The sequence below is a fragment of the Flavobacterium granuli genome, assembly GCF_900129705.1.
GTDB classification, from domain to species: domain Bacteria; phylum Bacteroidota; class Bacteroidia; order Flavobacteriales; family Flavobacteriaceae; genus Flavobacterium; species Flavobacterium granuli.
Map to the genome: position 1 here is coordinate 1 of NZ_FQWO01000016.1, position 21,926 is coordinate 21,926.

The 21,926-nt window shown below is 34.5% G+C and carries 14 protein-coding genes and 1 pseudogene; 8 read left to right on the forward strand and 7 right to left on the reverse strand.

The annotated features are described in order from the left end of the window. Positions 1-91 precede the first annotated feature (91 nt). The 5 genes and pseudogenes from BUB25_RS15555 to BUB25_RS15575 all read right to left on the reverse strand — a co-directional run. Positions 92-478 (reverse strand): annotated as a pseudogene (locus tag BUB25_RS15555) (N-acetylmuramic acid 6-phosphate etherase); the annotation flags it as partial. Positions 479-546: 68 nt separating this feature from the next. Then, positions 547-1,740, reverse strand: a complete 1,194-nt coding sequence (locus BUB25_RS15560; RefSeq protein ID WP_072945961.1) for an exo-beta-N-acetylmuramidase NamZ family protein — start codon at positions 1,738-1,740, stop codon at positions 547-549. A 183-nt stretch (positions 1,741-1,923) separates the two neighbouring features. Further along, the gene (locus tag BUB25_RS15565; RefSeq protein WP_139256923.1) at positions 1,924-2,853 is read right to left on the reverse strand and encodes a DUF4397 domain-containing protein; all 930 of its coding nucleotides are present in this window, start codon (positions 2,851-2,853) and stop codon (positions 1,924-1,926) included. Between the two features lie 26 nt (positions 2,854-2,879). After that, positions 2,880-4,484, reverse strand: a complete 1,605-nt coding sequence (locus tag BUB25_RS15570; RefSeq protein WP_072945964.1) for a SusD/RagB family nutrient-binding outer membrane lipoprotein — start codon at positions 4,482-4,484, stop codon at positions 2,880-2,882. 12 nt (positions 4,485-4,496) lie between these two features. After that, on the reverse strand, positions 4,497-7,565 hold the full coding sequence (locus BUB25_RS15575) for a SusC/RagA family TonB-linked outer membrane protein (protein WP_072945966.1): 3,069 nt from the start codon (positions 7,563-7,565) through the stop codon (positions 4,497-4,499). A gap of 238 nt (positions 7,566-7,803) precedes the next feature. Between BUB25_RS15575 and BUB25_RS15580 the strand changes: the two genes are divergently transcribed. The 5 genes from BUB25_RS15580 (at position 7,804) to BUB25_RS15595 (ending at position 15,134) form a co-directional block, all read left to right on the forward strand. Further along, positions 7,804-8,553: a DeoR/GlpR family DNA-binding transcription regulator gene (locus BUB25_RS15580; protein ID WP_072945968.1), complete on the forward strand. Its 750-nt coding sequence runs from the start codon at positions 7,804-7,806 to the stop codon at positions 8,551-8,553. A gap of 334 nt (positions 8,554-8,887) precedes the next feature. Beyond that, on the forward strand, positions 8,888-11,803 hold the full coding sequence (locus BUB25_RS15585; RefSeq protein ID WP_072945970.1) for an FAD-binding and (Fe-S)-binding domain-containing protein: 2,916 nt from the start codon (positions 8,888-8,890) through the stop codon (positions 11,801-11,803). A 114-nt stretch (positions 11,804-11,917) separates the two neighbouring features. Beyond that, on the forward strand, positions 11,918-12,745 hold the full coding sequence (locus BUB25_RS15590) for an alpha/beta hydrolase (protein ID WP_072945971.1): 828 nt from the start codon (positions 11,918-11,920) through the stop codon (positions 12,743-12,745). Positions 12,746-12,755: 10 nt separating this feature from the next. Beyond that, positions 12,756-12,881: a hypothetical protein gene (locus BUB25_RS16825; protein ID WP_262496846.1), complete on the forward strand. Its 126-nt coding sequence runs from the start codon at positions 12,756-12,758 to the stop codon at positions 12,879-12,881. A 321-nt stretch (positions 12,882-13,202) separates the two neighbouring features. Continuing rightward, on the forward strand, positions 13,203-15,134 hold the full coding sequence (locus tag BUB25_RS15595) for an amino acid permease (RefSeq protein ID WP_072945973.1): 1,932 nt from the start codon (positions 13,203-13,205) through the stop codon (positions 15,132-15,134). Positions 15,135-15,313: 179 nt separating this feature from the next. Here BUB25_RS15595 and BUB25_RS15600 read toward each other — a convergent pair whose 3' ends face one another. Next, positions 15,314-15,820, reverse strand: coding sequence for a hypothetical protein (locus tag BUB25_RS15600; protein WP_072945974.1), 507 nt, complete (start codon positions 15,818-15,820; stop codon positions 15,314-15,316). Positions 15,821-15,989: 169 nt separating this feature from the next. After that, a complete protein-coding gene (locus tag BUB25_RS15605) occupies positions 15,990-16,817 on the reverse strand; it encodes a UDP-2,3-diacylglucosamine diphosphatase (protein WP_072945976.1) in 828 nt (275 codons plus the stop codon). A gap of 186 nt (positions 16,818-17,003) precedes the next feature. Between BUB25_RS15605 and aroC the strand changes: the two genes are divergently transcribed. From aroC to BUB25_RS15620, 3 genes are all read left to right on the forward strand, one after another. Next, positions 17,004-18,074, forward strand: coding sequence for a chorismate synthase (gene aroC / locus BUB25_RS15610; RefSeq protein WP_072945978.1), 1,071 nt, complete (start codon positions 17,004-17,006; stop codon positions 18,072-18,074). 96 nt (positions 18,075-18,170) lie between these two features. Then, the gene (locus BUB25_RS15615) at positions 18,171-19,451 is read left to right on the forward strand and encodes a dicarboxylate/amino acid:cation symporter (RefSeq protein ID WP_072945979.1); all 1,281 of its coding nucleotides are present in this window, start codon (positions 18,171-18,173) and stop codon (positions 19,449-19,451) included. 232 nt (positions 19,452-19,683) lie between these two features. Continuing rightward, positions 19,684-21,873 carry a tetratricopeptide repeat-containing hybrid sensor histidine kinase/response regulator gene (locus tag BUB25_RS15620; protein WP_244533844.1) on the forward strand — a complete coding sequence of 730 codons (2,190 nt, stop codon included), beginning with the start codon at positions 19,684-19,686 and terminating at the stop codon, positions 21,871-21,873. The last annotated feature ends 53 nt before the right edge of the window (positions 21,874-21,926 follow it).

A 21,926-nucleotide genomic window follows, 5' to 3' on the forward strand; every position in this document is an offset into this window, starting at 1 on the left:
TATGCTACTGTTACACTGCCTAATTCTAATTCAGATTTTATACAAAGTTAACGTCATTTTATATTGCTTTTTTTGTAAAAAAATTAAACCTCGAAATGTCATAGGCCGATAAATCTCTCCAAGCCTGATCAATATCATCCTCGGCATTTTCTACCGCTTTTCTGATGGCCGAATCACCACCGGCTATGATGCCTATAATCCAGTTGTCCGGAACGCCAAAAGTAGGAGGACATTCAGAGGCATCAAGAATACCAATTCGTCCCGAGGTGCCCGCTCCGATATAAAATAGTCTTCCGCCGAGTTTCATTTTAGAAACAATACTATCGACTAATTTTTCAATATTTGGAATTTGTTTTTCAACGATATCAGCGACTTTTTTATCTTCATTATTTATATTGGAGAGTAGCTCATTTGTACTCATTTTATCTAAGTTAGAGTAGAGGGATTCCTGTTCTGTATCTGGGTTGGTTTTGGCCATTTTGTGTAGTATTAACGGTTTAGAGATGTTTTTTTTTAGACTTATTTAGCGAATGAGTAAGCATTGATTTAATAGATTAGATATTTCACTCTCATTTTTTTGAAGGAAGTCAAATCTTTCTGCCAACTTTTTCTTATTTTATTTTCAGGAGTTCCGCTTTCAATTTGCTGTTGTAATTTTTTGGTTCCGGCAAGTTTGGTAAAAAAAGGATTAAAGAATTTAGTTTTGTCAGTGGTATTTTGATAGGCTTTAATGAGCCATTTTAGTTCTAGTTGGTTTAGTTTAGGATAGCTGGTCAAATCTTCGCCAAAGCATTTTTTTCCATTATAGAGCGGATCTTTTGCTCCAAAATTGGGTTTAGGAGTAAAACTGAAATTGCTTTTAGTTAAAAAAGGAGAGCCATAAATTTGGAATTGTTTTTCGGTTCCACGACCCACACTTACATTAGTGCCTTCAAAAAAGCATAAACTTGCATATAGATTTATAGATTGGTCGTTGGGTAAATTTGGCGAAGGTTTTACAGGCAAGCTATAGTCCATTTTTCGGTTATAGCTCGAACAAGGAATTACGGTCAACTTACATTGGGCCGCATTTTTTAGCCATTTTTCGCCATTAATCATTTGAGCATATTCCCCGATGGTCATTCCGTGAAGAAGTGGAATAGGGTGCATGCCTACAAAACTTGTAAACTCTTTTTCCAAAAGCGGTCCGTCAACAATCGCCCCGTTAGGATTGGGTCTGTCAAGAACTATAAGCGGAATTTTATTTTCGGCACAGGCCTCCATCACATAATGCAAAGAAGAAATATAGGTATAAAAACGTGCCCCTACATCCTGCAAATCAAATATCATAATGTCAATTCCGGCTAATTGTTCCGGCTTGGGTTTTTTGTTATCTCCATAAAGAGAAATGATTGAGAGTCCGGTTTGGGCATCTTTTCCATCAACAACATGTTCACCCGCATCAGCAGTACCTCTAAAACCGTGTTCAGGGGCAAAAATGGTTTGAATTGTTATTTTTTTTGCCAATAAAAAATCGACCAAATGTGTTTTGTCAGATAAAATCCCTGTTTGATTGGTAATGATTCCTACTTTCTTATCTTTTAATAAAGGCAGGTATTTTTCATAATTATCAGCACCGGTTTTGATTGTAGTATTCTCGTTTTCTTTTGTGTTGTTTTTTTCAACAGCTTGGAATGAATAGCAATTGATATTAATTATTAAGATTAAAATATAAATACTATTTTTAAAGGAATTGTACATATTTGAGTGTTTTTTAAAATGATAAATTAATCAAAAGCTTCAAGTATAAATATGCAGTTGAATCAAATTTTCAATGAAAAATCATAAAATAAAAAATATTTTTATATGGAAAAGACTAATTCTTATAATGAATTAAATCAAACCACTTTAGAGTTGTTGTCTAAAGTGGTTCAAATAAGATAATTAGTTATTGGTGTACCATCCAATAGTGGGTATATTTACAGTAGCACTTGGTGCGCCAGCAGATAATCCTCCGAGGAATCCTCTACAGAAAATTGTGTAAATTCTACCAGCTCTTGGAACAAAAATACCAGTTCCTGAGTTAGCCTGATTTGCTATAAGAGAAGGAGAAGCAAGAGTAGGATTATTTGTTACTGAGCCCGGAACACGTAATTGTATCTGATATCCTCTTGCATCAGATGGGTCTTGTGCTTCAATAGCGATAAATTTCTCGTCTCCACCTTTGAAAGTTACGTTTTTGTAGGTTTGAATCTCTTTTGTCACCGTGGTAGCCGCACCAGAAATAGAAGTAGTTTTAATGATTCCTAAATCAAAACCAGTAAAGGGAGTATTACTTATTACATTGATAAAGCGTATATATGCTTTGGTCTTGTCTAAAGCTACTGAAAAGTCGTCATTAATTTGATAAGTAGAATAGGTTACAGGGGCGATGTTTGGAGGTGATCCAATTAAGAAATTACTGTAATATTTTCCTTTTTCAGTCACCAATTTTCCAGCAACACGTTCTACCGCAGGAATTTCAGGGGCTGTAGAGGTGGCTGCAATTTTAGGAGTCACAACACTGAATGGTTGATCACCCGATTGTACCAAACCATAAAGAGTTACGGGGTAAACAGAACCAAATGTAGTTCCAATAGGGAGACCAACAGTGACTCCAACGGAAGAAATTTTATCGGCTCCCATAAAATAGTTTACTTGAAAATTAGTTCCATTAGAACCAACAGCAGAATGAATAAATTTTACATTAGCGGTGTTTTTAGGAGCGCTTGTTGCATAAGGCGTGAAATCGTGTTCGTCTCCACATGAGGCTAACATTGCCAATACTAGGAGTGGTAAAGTCACCTTTTTTATTGTGTTAAATATATTTTTCATTTAATATGTTTTAAAGTTTTGATAAATTACGGTTTAGAGTACCACATTTCCACAGTATGATAATCCACTTTGTCTGCACCAATTGCTTGTAAAGAGGTAAAATTCCATACATATTCAGAATTAAATCTAGGACGTACTCGGTACGGCAATTTCCCCCCATTGTCGGCAAATAAACCACTACCAGTAGGAATAGCCATTGTTTTGTAGATATTTACATTGTCGTAGTGGTATTTACGCATATCTGTCCAAGCTTCTAAATTTCCAAAACCAAAGAGTGAAATGTATTTCTGAAGGATGATATGACTCATCGTCAAGTTGGCTTCTGCAGGAACCACGTTTATGTTAGTTAGAAAAGCTGTTTTTTCTGCAGTTGTTATGAGAGTTGTAATTGGGTAAGTTGTACTAACAACGGTATTTAAATTTACAAAATCAATGCTCGCTTCAATTCCTTTTTTGTATGCTTCCAAAGCCATAGTTTTATCTCCTTTAATGAAAGCTGCTTCGGCTTTGATAAATTGAATTTCAGCATAGGTCATAATAGGGAAGTTTGCTTTGTCTCTAAAAATATATCTACCAGGAGTGGTCACTGTTCCTGCCACAAAAGTACCCCAAAGGTTTGGAATTCTACTAGGCCCATTTGTTGATGAAGCTGTAGTATTTAAAGGGTTTCCTATGAAAGTGTATTTCGCTGGATCTGGATTTGCTGCCGATGCTGGAGCCGTTTCAGACAATCCAATTGATGGAGCTAGAATTCTGGACATACGTGGGTCGGTAGCTCCAGTAAAAACAGTTCCATTCATGACTCTAACCATAAAATCTGTTTGACGGAAATTGGCAAAATTGTTTCTACCAGGCCCATTGAAATTAGAGTCAGCAGATACCGTTCCATTGTAATTAATCAAGGCATTGTCTGTATTAGAAGCCAAAGACTTATCACATGCTTCAATTACTTTATCAGGATTATAAGTTGATTTATTGATTTGATTGTTCAAATTACGAGCTACAATACCCCAAGCAAATTTAGTCCATTTGGCTCTGTCTCCGTTATACATTTTGTCACCTACACCAGTGTAAGTAGCTGAAACTTTACCATCAGTACGTGCTAGATCGGCTATTCCTTCGTTTATCAAACGCAATACTTCAGCGTAAACCTTGTCTTGAGTTACATAGTCAAACGACATACGTTGTGTAAAGGCTTGATCAAAATCAATCAATTCGGAATGATAATCTGTAGCCACTTGCCATGACCATGCTCTAATTACTTTTGAAATACCTGTAATGTCGTGGCGTTCTTCGGCCACTGCTTTTTCTTGCATTCGGGTTATATTTAAACCGAGCGTAAAATAAGCCATTTTCCAAATATCCCCCCCTTGATCATTGTTTGCAACATATCCGTATCTGTCCCATTCGTTTCCAGTAGTTGCATTACTGAAATATTGGACATATCTCCCTAAATAGCGATTGTCAAATTGCAATCCTACAGCCATTTGTTGTTCAATTGGCGGCAACAAAGCTTGCGCAGAAACGTCAACAGGGAAACTAGGATTTACGTTTAAATCTTGTAAGTTATCACACGAAACTACAGTGGTCAATAAACCTAGTGTAGCTATATATTTTTTTATATTTTTCATTTTATATATGTATTAAAATCCTAATTTTACTCCAATATTCAAACCTCTAGGCGTAGAAACTGTTCCAAAGTCAAAGCCAACTCCTCCAGCGCCACCAGCAGAAGCATTTAGTCCGTTAACTGCTGGATCTGCACCTGTATAATTAGTTATCATAAAAGCATCAGTCATCGTTATATTGAAAGATAAAGATTTAATGGCTGTTTTCTGTAATGTTTCTGAAGGCATTCTATAGCTCAACGTAATATCTCTCATTCTCAACCAATTAATATCTTTTTCTATAAAATCAGCATCTACAGCACCAGATCTATAATATTCATTTTGTAAATAAGGAGTTACTGCGATGTTATTTTGAGTAGGAGTGGCTGAGTTTTCTAATCCGTCTCTTAGTACACCTTGTACAACGCGAGGTTGTTCTCTGTCTAAAGTTCTTGTGGAGATTCCGTTTTGGTACATCCAAAATTCGGTACCGTTAAATATATCTCCACCTTTGCGAATATCTAATAATACTGATAAACTTAAGTTTTTGTATTTGAAAGTATTTTGAAAACCAATTACAAAATCAGGATTTCTGTCTCCAGCTATAATAAAGTTCGGGTCTTTAAGAGGGTAACCTGTACTTGGATCTACTAATATTTGGCCTGAATTATTTTTCAAATAATCTACAGCTGTTATTGTAGTCAAAGGATTGCCTACTTTTACACCGCCTCTAACGTTATTGTATAGCCAAGTGTCAGAAAGATAATATTCCGTCACAGCATCAGGAAGATTCAATAGTTCAGAGCGAGTTTTATTGAAATTGGCACTCATATCCCAAGAAAAATTAGTAGTTTTCACTGGAGTAGAATTTAAAGTAATTTCTAAACCTTCGTTTCGTAGGTCTCCAAAATTAGCTGATGTTAATACAAATCCTGTTCCATAACTTAAACGCATGTTTTTTAAGATAGGATCAACAGTTTTGGTGCTATAAACCGTAACATCTAATCCTAAACGGTCGTTGAAAAATTTCAACTCAGTACCAAATTCGAACGATTTACGGAATTCAGGAATTAAATTTGGATTTGCACCCGTCACTCCATAAGCATATCCGCCATTTGTTGTCAATTGTGGTTGAAAAACAGGAACTGCCGAATAAGGTGAAGGAATATTTGCGGCTTCAGCATAGGAGGCTCTTATTTTTCCGTAAGACAATGTATTTTTGTCTTTTAGACCAGGCAAGTTAGTAAACATAAAACTGCTTGAGGCCGAAGGATAAAAAAACGGATCTGGTAATACTGAAACCCAATCTTTACGTCCTGTTAAAGATAAAAAAACAATTTTATCATAATCCAAATTCAATTCTGTAAAGAAACCAATAATACGGCTTTGGATGATTCTCTCTTGTGATCTTTGTGTTGTAGCATCTGTATTATTGATAGAATTAAAATTAGGGTCAAAATACTTGCTTCCTGATGTAGATAAAATTCTAAAATAATTATCGTTGATTGCATTACCAACCATAATTTTAGTATTGAATTTTCCAAAAGATTTGTTGGCAGTTCCTAAGAAAGTGGAGTTCAAGTTACTTGTACTATTATAGTAGGTTTCTATGAAGCCACCTGTTGAAGTTCCTGCAGCTGATTCAGGGTGAATTGCCCTGAATCCTTGGCCTGAATTCACATCCCAACCTACACGAGCAGTAAAATTTAACCAAGATGCTGGGTCGTAAATTAATCCAACATTACTAACAAAACGGTTGTTCCAGTCAGTAGACAAGTTTTTATTTACATCCCAAAAAGGGTTATCCGTTTCTGTGTCTAAGGCTCCTGAAGTGATTTTTTTTCTTGTCCCGTCTATATTTAAATAATCGCGAACATCTAAGTTTTGAGGCCAACCTAATAATGTCAGTAAATAACCATTACTTCCTGTTAATCCTCCTGAACCCCCTTTTGATGCCTTTTGATTTTCAGATTTTGTAAAACTAAAAGTACCTTCGGATTTAAATTTAGGAGAAATTTTTGCAGTAGCATTCAGGCTTGCTGTTAATCGGTCGTAAGAAGTATTTGGAGTAATTCCTTCTTGGTTTAAATTGCTCAAAGATAATCTGTAAGAAGAGGTTTCAGTGCCTGCTTCAAACGATAAATTATGAGTGGTAGAAGTGCCTATTTTAAAAAAATCACCAATATTATCATAGAGTTTTGTTCCAGGAGTAAAAGCTTCTCCAAATTGTCTTCTGTAATCCGTATTAGTGATTCCTCCAGACCCCCTTTGATAGACTTTTTGAGTTTCAGGAAAACGATAGATTTGATCTAATCTAGTATTGGTAGAATAGCTAACTCTTCCAACTCCTTTTCTTCCTTTTTTTGTAGTAATAACAATAGCACCATTACCAGCCTGCATACCATAAAGAGCAGCAGCTTCTGGACCTTTTAGTATCGTAATTGACTCAATATCTTCGGGGTTAATATCCGCACCTCTATTGGTGTAATCTTGGTTTCTATTTGGAGCATTTGAAATCATTAAACCTTGGTCTAATGTTTCGTTACTCACGGGTAAACCATCTACGATATATAGAGGGGTATTGTTACCACTTAAAGAGTTTACACCTCTTAATTGAATAGCAGATGAGGCTCCAGGAGCTCCAGTACTACTTGTAACTGTTAAGCCTGCAATACGACCTTGCAGTGCGTTGGCAAAATTAGAACGTTGGGTGTCGGCAATTTCCTGTCCTTTAACCGCTTGTGCAGCATATCCTAAAGAAGATTTGTCTAAAGTTCGACCCATAGATCCGACAATTACTATTTCTTTTAGACTTTGTACACCTTCGGTTAAAATTATGTTCATTGAAGAACTTGTTATTTTTACTTCTTTAGTTTCAAAACCAATAAAACTAATGCTCAGAATATCTGAAGATATTGCTTTAATTGCGAATTTCCCATCAAAATCGGTCGTGGTACTAGTAGCAGTACCTTTAATAAGAACTGTAGCTCCCGGGATAGGAATACCATCGGCTTTATTTTTTACAGTTCCAGTTATTGTTTTTGTTTGCGCAAAGGTAGTTTGGACCAACAAAAACAAGAATGAAATAAGGAATGATTTCTTCATAATTATTTTGGTTTTTTTATGGTTATTTAGCAAATATATTTAAATATTGCATATAAATGCAATATTTGATGTTTATTTTAAAAAAATAAACTGAATAACGCAAAATAATGCAAATTTAAACTGTTTTTGAACTATATATAAGGATGGAATATTGAAATATTTCCAATTGTTGCAAAGTTGTCTCTATAATTGAATTAAATTATTTGATATATTTGTGGTGAATTTAAATTTTTAAAAAATGCTAAAAGCTGAAAGACATAAGTATATAATGACTAAACTGATTGAAGATGAAAAAGTTGTTACTGCAGATTTGGCTTTGGCTTTAGATTTGTCGGAAGATACGATAAGAAGAGACCTAAATGAGTTAGATCGCAAGAAGCTTCTTGAAAAAGTATATGGAGGGGCGATACAAACCGCGGAGAAAGCTGTTGATGTGTTTGATATTGTTATTTCAGCCGAGGAGGAAAAGAAAAGAATTGTTACAAAAGCGTTGTCTTTGCTGGCTGACGGACAGGTTATTATAATGAGTGGGGGGAGTACTAACTTGGTTTTTGCAAAGTTAATTCCTTCCGATTTGAAGGCGACGATTTACACCTATAGTTTGCGAATAGCGATGCAATTGTCGCAGCATCCGAACATAGATTTGATATTTATAGGAGGTAAAATGCAGAAAAATGCAATGGTAACTATTGGTATGGATGTAATTCAGGTTTTGTCGAAGATTAAAGCTGACATTTGTTTTATTGGCGCCAGTAGTATCAACATGAAACAAGGTTTGACAGAGATTGGTTATGAAGTGTCAATTGTTAAGAAAGCGATGATTGAGTCCTCTGATAAAGTAGTTTCGATGTTTGCTTCCAATAAATTAAATACTAAAATGCCGCATGTAGTTTGTGAACTTAATCAGTTAGATACTATAGTTACAGAGCTGGAACCTGAAGATGTTAGATTGGAAGAATATAGGAAAGCAGGGGTTTTTATATTGTAATTTTAGTATTTAAGCATAGTTTGTGCGTTGTTTTGCATTTTGTTATTTTTTAAATGTTAAATAATGCAAGATAATGTATTTGTTTCGTTTTTTGTTTATATTTGTTAAACGATCTTTATCCAGTAATTCAGTTTTAAAAAATCATCAATTAGATAAAAAAAATAATATTCCCAAGTTTCATCAATTGTTGCTTTGGAATTTGTTTTATTAATTCAATCCAAGAACAAACCGAAAATATAAAAATGTGTTTTAAAGTCGCTAATCGCTTCTTTGATTAAATAAGAAAGAACGCATACAGTTTTCATGTTTTTATAAAAAAAATAGCACCACATAAATGTCTCATTCTCTTCAATTGCAACAATTATCCGATTCGCTAGAAGGAACTCTTTTCTATGACGAATTGCACACCACAATATATGCTACCGATGCTTCGGCTTATAGAATTAAGCCAATTGCTGTAGCGATTCCAAAAACAGAAGATGATATTGTAAAAATTATTCGCTTCGCTGACCAAAATAAGATTTCAATTACTCCTCGCACTGCGGGAACTTCTCTAGCGGGACAAACGGTAGGTAATGGGATAATTGTGGATGTTTCCAAGTATTTCACAAAGATTGTGGCTTTTGATCCCATAAATAAAACTGTGACCGTTCAGCCGGGTGTGATTCGGGACGAACTGAATTTGTTTTTAAAACCACATGGTTTGTTTTTTGGGCCTAATACTTCTACTTCTAATAGATGTATGATTGGCGGAATGGTGGGGAATAACTCTTCCGGTACCACGTCGATTCGTTATGGTGTTACGCGGGATAAAATTGTGGAGATAAAAGCTGTTTTGAGTGATGGAAGTAAGGCGGTGTTTCAGGAAATTTCCTCAGAAGAATTTATAGAAAAGACAAAAGGCGATTTGCTCGAAAATAAGATATACAAAACAATATATGAAGAACTTTCGAATGCCGAAAACCAGAAAGAAATTGTAAAAGAGTTTCCAAAACCCGAAATTCATAGACGAAATACGGGCTATGCAGTCGATTTATTGTTAAAATCAGAGCTTTTTTCCGGAACTGAAAAAACAATAAATTTAGGAGAATTGCTTTGCGGAAGTGAAGGAACTTTGGCGTTTACGACAGAGATCACTTTGAAAGTAGATAAGATTCCGCCAACGAACAGTGTTATGGTCGTTGCACATTTTCACAGTATTCAAGAAAGTTTAGAGGCTGTTGTGACGGCAATGAAGCATCATTTGTATACCTGTGAAATGATGGATGACACGATTTTGAATTGTACCAAAACCAACAGAGAACAAGCTAAAAACAGGTTTTTTATCCAAGGCGATCCTAAGGCAGTTATTATGCTCGAAGTAGCCTCGCATTATAGTATGGAAGATGCCGAAGAGCAGGCCAATGAATTGATAGCAGATCTTCAAAAAAATAATTTTGGTTATGCCTTGCCTAAAATTTACGGCGCCGATATCGATAAGATAAACGAGTTGCGAAAAGCAGGTTTAGGACTCTTGGGAAGCATTGTAGGAGATGATAAAGCCGCAGATTCTATAGAAGATACGGCTGTAGAATTGAGTGATTTGCCAAATTATATAGCCGAATTTTCGGCCATGATGCAGCGTCATGGGCAGAGTGCCATATATTATGCACATGCCGGAGCCGGAGAATTGCATTTGCGCCCCGTTTTGAATTTAAAGACAAAAGAAGGTTTACACCAATTTAGGAATATTGCTACCGAAGTCGCCATTCTGGTTAAAAAATACCGAGGTTCGCTTAGTGGGGAACACGGGGACGGAATTGTACGTGGTGAATTTTTGCCTTTTATGATTGGTGATAAAAATTACGAATTATTGAAACGCATTAAAAATGCCTTTGATCCAAATGCGATTTTAAACATTGGAAAAATTGTAAACGCTTCCAAAATGGATGAAAATCTTCGAGTAGAAGCAGGTAGGGCAGAACCAGATATTAAAACAATACAGGATTTCTCAGATAGTATGGGGATTTTGCGTGCAGCAGAGAAGTGTAATGGTTCTGGTGATTGCAGAAAATTACCTTCGGCAGGAGGTACGCTTTGTCCAAGTTACCGTGCCACGCGTAATGAAAAAGATACCACTCGGGCTCGAGCCAATGCACTGAGGGAATATTTGACCCATTCGGAGAAGGACAATAAATTCGATCATGAAGAATTATATAAAGTATTTGAATTGTGTGTAAGCTGTAAAGCCTGTGCGAGCGAATGTCCAAGTAATGTTGATGTGGCTACTTTGAAATCGGAGTTTTTATACCAATACCAAAAAGCAAACGGCTTTTCTATTCGAAATAAAATATTTGCTTTTAATGCCAAACTCAATAAAATGGGAAGCATGATGCCTTCGATTACTAATTTTGTAGCCAATTTGTCGTTGGTTAAGAGAAGTATGGGAATTGCACCCAAAAGACAAGTTCCTCTTTTGGCTCCAACGACTTTTAGAAAATGGCACGAAAGAAATAAAAAACCAGCAGCAACCCATTCTTTTGCAAACGGAAAAGTCTATTTGTTTTGTGATGAGTTTACTAATTATTATGATGTAGCAATCGGAATCGATACTTATGAATTACTAACTGGATTAGGTTACGAAGTAGTTGTTGTAGATCACGAAGAAAGCGGAAGAGCCTTTATATCCAAAGGTTTTCTGGAAGAAGCACAAGTTGTCGCTAATAAAAATGTAGCTGTTTTTAAGGATTTGATTTCAGAAGACACTCCATTGATTGGAATTGAACCTTCGGCGATTTTGACTTTTAGAGATGAATACATTCGATTAGCCAAAGATAAAGACAGTGCTGAAAAATTAGCCAAAAACGTATTTACCGTCGAAGAGTTTTTCAAAAGAGAAATAACAACAGGGAAAATTCATTCTGAACAATTTTCGGATGCAGAGAAAACGATAAAAATTCACGGGCATTGCCATCAAAAGTCAATGAGTAGCATTGAAGCCACATTTGCCATGCTGAATGTGCCAAAAAATAATTCGGTTACCATTTATAATTCGGGTTGTTGTGGGATGGCAGGTTCATTTGGTTACGAAAAAGAGCATTATGAAATCAGTATGCAAATGGGAGAAGATACTTTGTTTCCGAAAATTCGTGCAACCGAATCCTCAACAGCAATTTCGGCTGCAGGAACGAGTTGTCGTCACCAGATTTTTGACGGGACCCATAGAAAAGCACTGCATCCAGTGACCATTTTGAGGGATTGTTTGAGATAGATTTCTCGAATTTTAATTTGTATTTTTTATATTCAGAATGCACTGTGAATTTTAGTTTCAGGTATTTTGAACAAAGTTTATTGCCTTTTTAAAACCCAAAGACAGCATAATTTTATGAAAAAAATAATCTATGTAACACTCCTCGTATTTGTATTTTTTTCTGCCAAAGCAGCTAAAGTAGATACTTTAGACGTTTTTAGTCCTTCGATGAAAAAGTATATAAAAACCTGTGTGATAACTCCTGATAGTTATAAAAAAGGCAAGAAAAAATTCCCAGTTGTTTATCTGCTGCATGGGTATGGCGGAAATTATGCCACTTGGGTAAAAAGCTTTAAAGAGGTTGCTCAGCAAGCTGATAAATATGGTTTTATAGTAATTGGTGTTGATGGAAATTATTCAAGCTGGTATTTTAATAGTCCGATTGATCCTGATTTTAAATATGAAACCTATATAATTGATGAATTAGTTCCTTTTATAGATAAAAAATACAAAACAATTGCAAGTCGGGAGGGAAGAGCCATATCAGGTCTTAGTATGGGCGGGCACGGAGCCTTGTATTTATCGTTCAAGCATCAGGATGTATTTGGAGCGGCAGGAAGTATGAGCGGTGGTGTTGATTTTCGCCCCTTTCCAGAAAATTGGGATATAAAGAAACGGCTTGGTTCCATAACCGATTTTCCTGAAAATTGGGAAAAAAATACAGTTGTCAACATGCTCGGATTGGCAGAAGCGAACAATCTAAAGCTTATTATTGATTGCGGAGTGGATGATTTTTTTATTGATGTAAACAGACAACTTCATGAGAAGATGCTGGCTTCAAAAATAAACCACGATTATATAGAGCGTCCAGGAAAGCATAATATAGACTATTGGGAAAATGCTCTAAAGTTCCAATTGTTGTTTTTTCATGATTTTTTTAATGACACTGTAAAAACAAACTAAACGACAGTTTATGAAATATCTATATGCTAAAATTTTGTTCTTTTTTATAATTGCGACAGCCTTGTCTCAAGAAACAGGGAAAACAGCTAAAATAAAATTTGTACATCTTACTGATTTACATGTTTCTGTAGTATAGTTATCACTTATAGAATGAGGAATTTATTTACTAGACGAGATATAATTTGAATTATAGTGCAAGTTATTTTTTTTAAGGAAAAGTTTTAGGTGTTTCTGTTTTCTGATGTTTTGTTGCTGTATTTTATTTTTCATTGACTTTTAAAATTATAGTAAATACCAATATTGACTTTTTTGTTATGTAGTTTTAAAAAATCCTGAATCAAATCTTTCAGAATTGAATTTGTTTTATACATTTGGTTTTTGAATAATATTAACGTTATTTTTAAAATAATGGAGTATTATTTGAAGGATATTAATTTTTAATGAGAAATTTTACAATATGGCATTTTCAAGTTTATTTAGAAAAAAGACAGTAGAAGATATTTTAAGGCAGGTTGAAAAAAATGAAACGGATGGTCATAATACATTGGGAAGGTATTTGACAGCCAGGGATTTGACTGCTTTTGGTATTGCTGCGATTGTTGGTGCCGGTATTTTTAGTACAATTGGGAAAGCCAGTTCAGATGGTGGACCAGCAGTAATTTTCTTGTTTATATTTACCGCTTTAGCCTGTAGTTTTGCTGCTTTTGCCTATGCTGAATTTGCTTCTATGGTTCCTGTTTCAGGGAGTGCTTATACCTATTCTTATGTCGCTTTTGGGGAATTAATTGCTTGGATTATTGGTTGGGCACTGATTATGGAATATGCAATTGGTAATGTCACAGTTGCTATTTCTTGGAGTGATTATTTTACGGGTTTGCTCGAAAGCGGGGGAATCCATCTCCCCCAATGGGTTCAAATGGATTATTTATCTGCCTCCAATGGATTTAATGATGCGACCGCTTTAATGGAAGGAGGAAAGTCCTTTGAGAATTTGAGTTCTAGTATGCAAGCTGCTTATGTCGCTTGGACTACTTCGCCATCCATTGGCTCTTTTCATTTCGTAGCCGATTTGCCAGCTCTATTTATCATTATTTTGATTACGACCTTAGTGTATCGAGGCATGAAAGAGTCCAGAAATGCCAGTAATATGATGGTGGTGGTAAAATTAAGTATCATTCTTTTAGTTATCGCAGTGGGCGTGTTTTATGTGGATACCGAAAATTGGACTCCTTTTGCTCCTAATGGAGTTAGTGGGGTTTTAAAAGGTGTATCGGCTGTTTTCTTTGCTTATATTGGTTTTGATGCTATTTCTACTACTGCTGAAGAATGTAAGAATCCGCAACGTGATTTACCTCGTGGAATGATGTGGGCTATTATAATCTGTACGATTTTATATGTCATTATCGCTTTGGTATTAACCGGAATGGTGAACTACAGCGAATTGAATGTAGGTGATCCTTTGGCATTTGTTTTTCATAAATTGAATTTAAAATGGATGTCGGGCATTATAGCGGTAAGTGCTGTTGTTGCTATGGCAAGTGTTTTATTGGTTTTTCAAATGGGACAACCTCGTATTTGGATGAGTATGAGCCGCGACGGTTTATTGCCAAAACGTTTTTCTAAGGTACATCCAAAATTCAAAACGCCTTCTTATGCAACGATAGTGACTGGTTTTGTTGTGGCTATTCCTGCCTTATTTTTGAATTTGACTATAGTTACTGATTTGTGTAGTATTGGGACATTGTTTGCCTTTGTATTGGTTTGTGCCGGTGTATTGGTTTTACAAGACAAACCCAATATTCCCAGAGGGAAATTCAAGACGCCTTATGTGAATGCAAAATATGTTGTTCCTTTTATGCTAATTGTCGGTTTGTATTATGCATTTGCTTATAATAATAAGGCGACTATGGATTTTATTACCAATGAAACCCAAATTTATAAAGCAACTGATATTATTACCTCATTGAATAAAGAGGAGACAAAAAAAGTGTATGATTATTTAGTAGGGATTGAGGCCAAAAACAATACAAATGAAGTTTTGGATTTAGAAAATTTATTAAGTCAATACCAGCAGGATGACGCAAAATACGCTTCTGTCGTGGCGGGTTTACCGATAGATAATAAATTAAAATATGAAAGTGGTTTCAGCTTGTTTAAGCATAAGATACCTATGTGGATTTTCTTGCTTGCTTTAGTGGCACTTACGTTTTGGTCTTTCCGTAAAAATTTATCTTTAATTCCTTTATTAGGCTTGGTCAGCTGCTTGTATATGATGGCTGAATTGAGTGTATGGAACTGGATTTATTTCACGATTTGGTTGCTAATAGGACTTATAATTTACTTTGGCTTTAGTCGTAAAAACAGTAAATTGAATTTGATGAAGTCTTAGATAGAGAACTTTTGAATTAATTAAAAACGAGGCTGTTTCTAAATTTATTTTAGAAACAGCCTTCTTTTTTAGATGTCTTATCAGTTGGAATCGATTATTTAGTCACTGATGGTTTGATAAGTACCAAAAAAAAGCTGCCTTTTTGGGGCAGCTTTTTTTTTTGGTATTTCGATTAAGTTTTAGAATTGGTATCTAACTCCTAATGCGATATCAGAACCATAATTGTTTTTGTAATAACCATTTCCTCCAAATTCAGGTCTGAAATCTAAAGAAATCAACAATGGAATGTCAAAGTTGTATTCAATTCCAATATCTCCAGCTGCAAAAACGAAGGTGTCATTATAGGAATTACCATTTTTGTCATCATAACCGTAATTACCTAAACCTCCACCAACACCAGCATACCAGTTGAAACCACCATCAATGTTCCATACCCATTGATACAATGCGGCTAATTTGACAGCATGAGAATCATATCCGTCATTGTTGAAGTTATTTCTGTTTCTCCATCCCAAATCCAATTCCAGTCTGTTGTTGTCAGACAATCCTCTTTGGTAAGAAAGTTCTCCTCCAAAACCACTGTTGTCTCCTAAACGTAAACCTAATGCATTTTTTGAAATGTCTTGTGCTTGTGCGCTAAATGCTAATCCAAAAAGCATAATAGCCGATAAAATAATTTTTCTCATAAGTAAATATTTGTTGTACAAAGTTACAATGAAAATTAACGAATGAAATATACTATTATTATAAAATATTATATAATTCACATATATTTTACTTGTTTTTAGGTCAATTATTTGTTTTTCAATTAGTTAATGATTTATTTTGTGTTTTTAATTTAAAAACATAAAAGACTTATTTTGAGCTAATTATAGAATGAATCAATTTATTATTTAGAATATCTTCCATTTCAAACAGGTTTTCTTCTTCCTCTATATAATTTGATTCCTGATAGCTGTATAACTTCCAGCGTTTTTTATTGTATTCCAAAGCGGTTAGATTTTCGACCCAATCTCCCGAGTTTAAATAGAGCGTTGAACCATTTTTATTTTCCTTTCTAATTATTTTTGGCTCATGAATGTGCCCGCAAATGACATAATCGTATTTTTTTTCAATCGCTAATTCGGTAGCGGTTTCTTCAAAATCTGAAATGTGTTTTACCGCTTTTTTTACGCTCGCTTTTATTTTCTTAGAAAAAGAGTAGGGCTCTTTGCCCATTTTTTTTAAACACCAATTCACAAAGCGGTTGAGTAAAATCAAATAATCATATCCCAATCCACCTAGTTTCGCAATCCATTTGGCATGGTTCACCGAAGCATCAAATACATCACCATGAAAAATCCAGGCTTTTTTGTCATCGAGCTCCAAGACCAATTTGTCAACCAGGGCAAAATTTCCCATGCTTATGTCACTGAATTTTCTAAGCATTTCATCGTGATTCCCGGTGATGTAATAGACTTTGGTGCCTTTGGATGCAAATCCTATTATTTTTTGTATGACTTTGAGATGTGTTTTTGGGAAATAGGATTTTCTAAATTGCCAGATGTCAATGATGTCTCCATTTAGGACTAAAATCTTGGGTTTAATAGTCGATAAATACTTGTTTAGTTCTAAAGCGTGACTTCCGAAAGTGCCTAGATGGGTATCGGAAAGCACTACTAATTCAACTTTTCTCTTTTTCAATTGATTCTAATTAGTTTTTTACAAATTTAAGGGTACTATCTTTTACGAATATTTAAAAAAAGGTTATCGTTTTGTAAGAATCTTTAACGTAATGTAAAGTTTTCGTCAATTGATTTTATAAAACAATCGTAATTTTTAATTTTTTACTTTAAATCAGAAAACATATATTTGTTCAAAATAATTATAATGGCAGGAAATAACTACGGAACACTATATAGAATAACCACTTTTGGAGAATCACATGGAGAAGCATTAGGCGGAATTATTGATGGTTGTCCTCCAGGGATAACAATAGATTTAGAAGCAATTCAAAAAGAAATGTCCAGAAGAAAACCAGGACAATCTGCAATAGTTACCCAACGAAAAGAACCCGATGATGTTCAGTTTTTATCTGGAATATTTGAAGGAAAAACTACAGGAACACCAATAGGGTTTATCATTCCCAATACGAATCAAAAATCAGACGATTACTCTCATATAAAAGACAATTACAGACCGAGTCATGCCGACTATGTGTATGAAAAAAAATACGGCGTTCGTGATTATCGTGGAGGCGGCAGAAGTTCTGCCCGTGAAACAGCCAGTAGAGTGGTTGCCGGTGCCATTGCAAAACAAATGTTGCCAGAAATTAAGATAAATGCTTACGTCTCAGCTGTAGGCCCTATTACGCTTGATAAGCCGTATCAAGATTTGGATTTTTCTAAAATCGAGAGTAATCCTGTTCGTTGTCCTGATGAAGAATCAGCTGTAATTATGGAGGATTATATTCGTGAGATTAGAAAACAAGGAGATACCGTAGGAGGTATTGTAACTTGTGTAATTCAAAATGTGCCAATAGGTTTGGGTGAGCCGGTTTTTGATAAACTTCATGCCGAACTGGGTAAAGCCATGCTTTCTATAAATGCCGTGAAGGGATTTGAATATGGAAGCGGTTTTGATGGGGCGCAAATGAAAGGAAGCGAACACAATGATTTGTATAATGCTGATGGAACCACAAGAACAAATCTTTCGGGAGGAATTCAAGGAGGAATCAGTAATGGAATGGATATTTATTTTCGAGTAGCATTCAAACCTGTAGCAACCATTATGCAAAAACAGGAATCATTGGACAATCAGGGAAATATTACTGAAATGACGGGTAAAGGTCGTCATGATCCTTGTGTAGTGCCACGTGCAGTTCCTATTGTAGAAGCTATGGCAGCAATTGTCCTTGCCGACTTTTATTTGATCAACAAAACGTACAGTTCTACTATTTAAAGGAGATTTGTTTTTACAATGCTTTTAAAAATAGGACTATAAATAGCTGTATTTTGGGATGAACCCCAATTTCTAATAATAATTAATATTAAATCGATGCATTCAACAACAGTTAAAAAAAAATCTATTTTCGCTAATCTGACCACGCAAATACTTATTGCAATGGTCTTGGGGGGGATTTTGGGAATTATTATTCATAATTCGGTTTCAGTAGAAACAGCTACATCATTTAGTAATAAAATTAAAATACTAGCTACAGTATTCATAAGATTAGTTCAAATGATAATTTCTCCTTTGGTATTTACAACACTGGTTGTGGGGATAGCTAAGCTGGGAAATGTTAGTGCTGTAGGGAGAATTGGGGGGAAAGCATTAGCTTGGTTTTTTACCGCTTCTTTGATTTCTTTGTTGTTGGGGATGTTTTTTGTAAATGTTCTTGAGCCTGGAGTTGGACTGAACTTATTAAATGTTGATTTAACTTCGGCAACGGAAGTAGCTGCAAAAACACAAAGTATTTCCTTCGAAAACTTTATAGAGCATATTGTACCTAAAAGTATTTTTGAAGCAATGGCCACCAATGAGATTCTTCAAATTGTTGTTTTTTCAATTTTCTTCGGTTTAGCTGCCGCTTCTATTGGAGATCATGCTAAACCGGTTGTCAATGCGCTAGATAAGACTTCGCATATTGTTCTTAAAATGGTCAATTATGTGATGAATTTTGCTCCTATTGGTGTTTTTGGTGCTATTGCAGGTGTTTTTGCTGTCAGAGATTTTCAAGAATTAGCAATCACCTATTTCAAGTTTTTTGGCTCTTTTTTGATTGGAATCTCTTCATTATGGGTGATATTAATAGTAGTAGGTTATATCTTTCTTAAAAGCAGAATGACTTTGTTGCTAAAAAGGATTGTGAGTCCTTTAATAATAGCTTTCGGAACCACTAGTAGTGAGGCTGTTTTTCCAAAATTGACCGAAGAGTTGGAAAGATTTGGAGTAAAAGATAAAATAGTTTCTTTCATGTTGCCGCTAGGTTATTCTTTTAATCTAGATGGAAGTATGATGTATATGACTTTTGCCAGTATTTTCATAGCTCAGGCTTATGGTGTTCATTTAGATATGGGTACACAGATGACGATGCTTTTGGTTTTGATGTTAACCAGTAAAGGAATTGCGGGAGTTCCCAGAGCCAGTTTAGTGGTTGTTGCCGCTACTTGTGGGATGTTTGATATTCCAATTGAAGGTATTGCTTTGATATTGCCAATTGACCATTTTTGTGATATGTTTAGAAGCGCTACAAATGTTTTAGGTAATGCTTTGGCAACATCAGTGGTTGGTAAATGGGAAGGGGATAATGAAATGCTAAGCGAAATTTCGGAATAGTAAGCAGATTTCCTCTTAAACGGGATAAACTTATAACATGTTTTTTAATTTAAAGCCTGCCTGAATGTATTTCAAGCAGGCTTTTTTCTTGTGAAATAAATTTGAAATTGTGGCAGTGAAATGTTTTAAAGTTTTAAAATTTAATGGAGTAATATGGATTGTTTTTTAAAATATAGCTGTATATTTGAATAATTAGTAGTAGTTTATGTACAACGGGATTCAAATTATTCTTTTGATTTTATTTTCCTTAAATACTTTAAGTAGCCAATCCAATACTACTGAGGATATGCTTAGCAATAAGGAAATTTTGGGATTAATAAAGCAGTCATCCAGTTTCTTGCATGAGTATAAATTTGAAAATTCTTTCGAAATTTCAAGAAAAGCTTTACATCACGCTATCATTAATAAAGACAATTATCTTATTGCAAGATCCTATAACAATATTGCTGCAAATTATCAAGGTTTAGCCGAGTATGATAAGGCTATTTTCTATTTTGTTAAAGGTTTGCTGTATGCTAATAGGACTAATAATGATACTATCAAGAGTTGGTTAAATAATAATTTAGGAAACTTGTATGGTTTTGATAAGAACCAATTCAGTACAGGATTAAAATATTATAAGAAAGCTTTATGGCATAGCGAAAAAACAAATGATAGTGCTCAAATTTATGTAACCAAGTTAAACTTAGCTTGGGCTTATTTTTATATAGGTAATTTTGAAAAAGGAGAACCTTATTTAAACTTCATTAATGTTCAGCAAAAAAAGTTTGGCAGTGAGAAAACAGCGGTGGCATTAAACATGCTCAATGGGGTGTTTTATAGCCATAAAAATGAATATAATAAAGCACGTTCTTATTTTGTGAAAGCCATTGCATTAGGGAATCAAGGTAAAGAAAAGCAAGATTTGTCCTATGCTTATGACGAATATTCAAAGTTATTATTCAAGATTGGAGATTATAAAAAGGCCTATGAAAATATGGCTGCTTTTAATAAATTAAATAATGAGCTTACTGATTTTAAAAAACTAAGGAAAGCTAATTTAGAAGGTATCAATCTGGAGCTAGATGAGTATAAAAGAAAAGTCAATACTATTGAAACTGAAAAAGAACTTCAATACCAAAGCTTAAAGAAATCAAGAATCATTGTAGTATTGTTTATAGCTGCTTTGATTGTTTTGTTATTATTATTATATACCCTATATAAAAGCTATCGTTTTAAACAAAAGAAAAACAAGGAACTTACCATTACCAATAAAGAGTTATCCGTTGCAAAGGAAAATGCAGAAGTAGCTTCACTGCAAAAATCCCAGTTTGTATCCACGATTAGTCATGAATTAAGGACTCCTTTATACGGTGTTGTAGGGATTACAAATATGCTTTTGGATGAACATAAAGAACTGGCAAACAGTCCGCATTTGAGTTCACTTAAATTTTCGGCCAGGTATTTATTATCATTGGTTAATGATGTGCTTCAAATTAATAAAATTGAAGAAAATAGAATTGTTTTAGAAAACATGACTTTTAATATTAGTGATGAAATCAATATGATAAAGAACTCTTTGTCTTTTCTTGCTAAGAATCATGATAATAAAATTAATGTTTATATTGATCCTGCAATTCCGGAATATTTAATTGGCGATAAATTAAGGCTTTCTCAAATTTTGATTAATCTGGTCAGTAACGCTTTGAAATTCACTCAAAGTGGTGAAGTCAAGATAAAAGTTGATTTGGTTAAATTGGAAGATAAGGAATGTAGTGTTAAATTCAATATTGAAGACAACGGGATTGGCATCGCCAAAGAAGACCAAGATAAAATTTTTGATACATTCGTGCAAATTGGTAGAAAGGAAATTGATTATCAAGGTACGGGTTTAGGTTTGGCAATTGTTAAGCGATTACTAAACTTGTTTGATAGTTCTATTAGTCTGGAAAGCGAGGCCGGAAAAGGCACTAAATTTACTTTTGTCATAAAATTTGAACATGACTCTACTAAATCGGTTGAAATGATCAATAACATAGAGGTAGATTTAGGAACAAACCAAGTTTTTAAAATTTTAGTGGTCGAAGACAACAAAATTAATCAAGTTATTATTAAGAAAATTATTGAAAAGCAAAACAGCAATTGCATTATCGTCAATGATGGATTTGCGGCTCTTGAAATTTTAGATAAGGATAAATTTGACGTAATATTAATGGATATTAATATGCCTATAATTAACGGTTTTGAAACCACAAGAAGAATTCGTGAGAAAGGTATTAATACGCCTGTTATTGCTTTAACGGCCTTCAACAAAGAGGAAATTAGCGAAGAGGCGATTTCTGCTGGATTCGATGATATCATCAATAAACCTTTCGAATCCGAAGCCTTATTTAAGAGTATTAATTATTTATTGTTGAGACAGGAAACGCTTTCTTTAAACTAAAAGAGATTAGAACATCTTTTTGTTTCTAATCTCTTTTTTAATTTCTTTAAGTG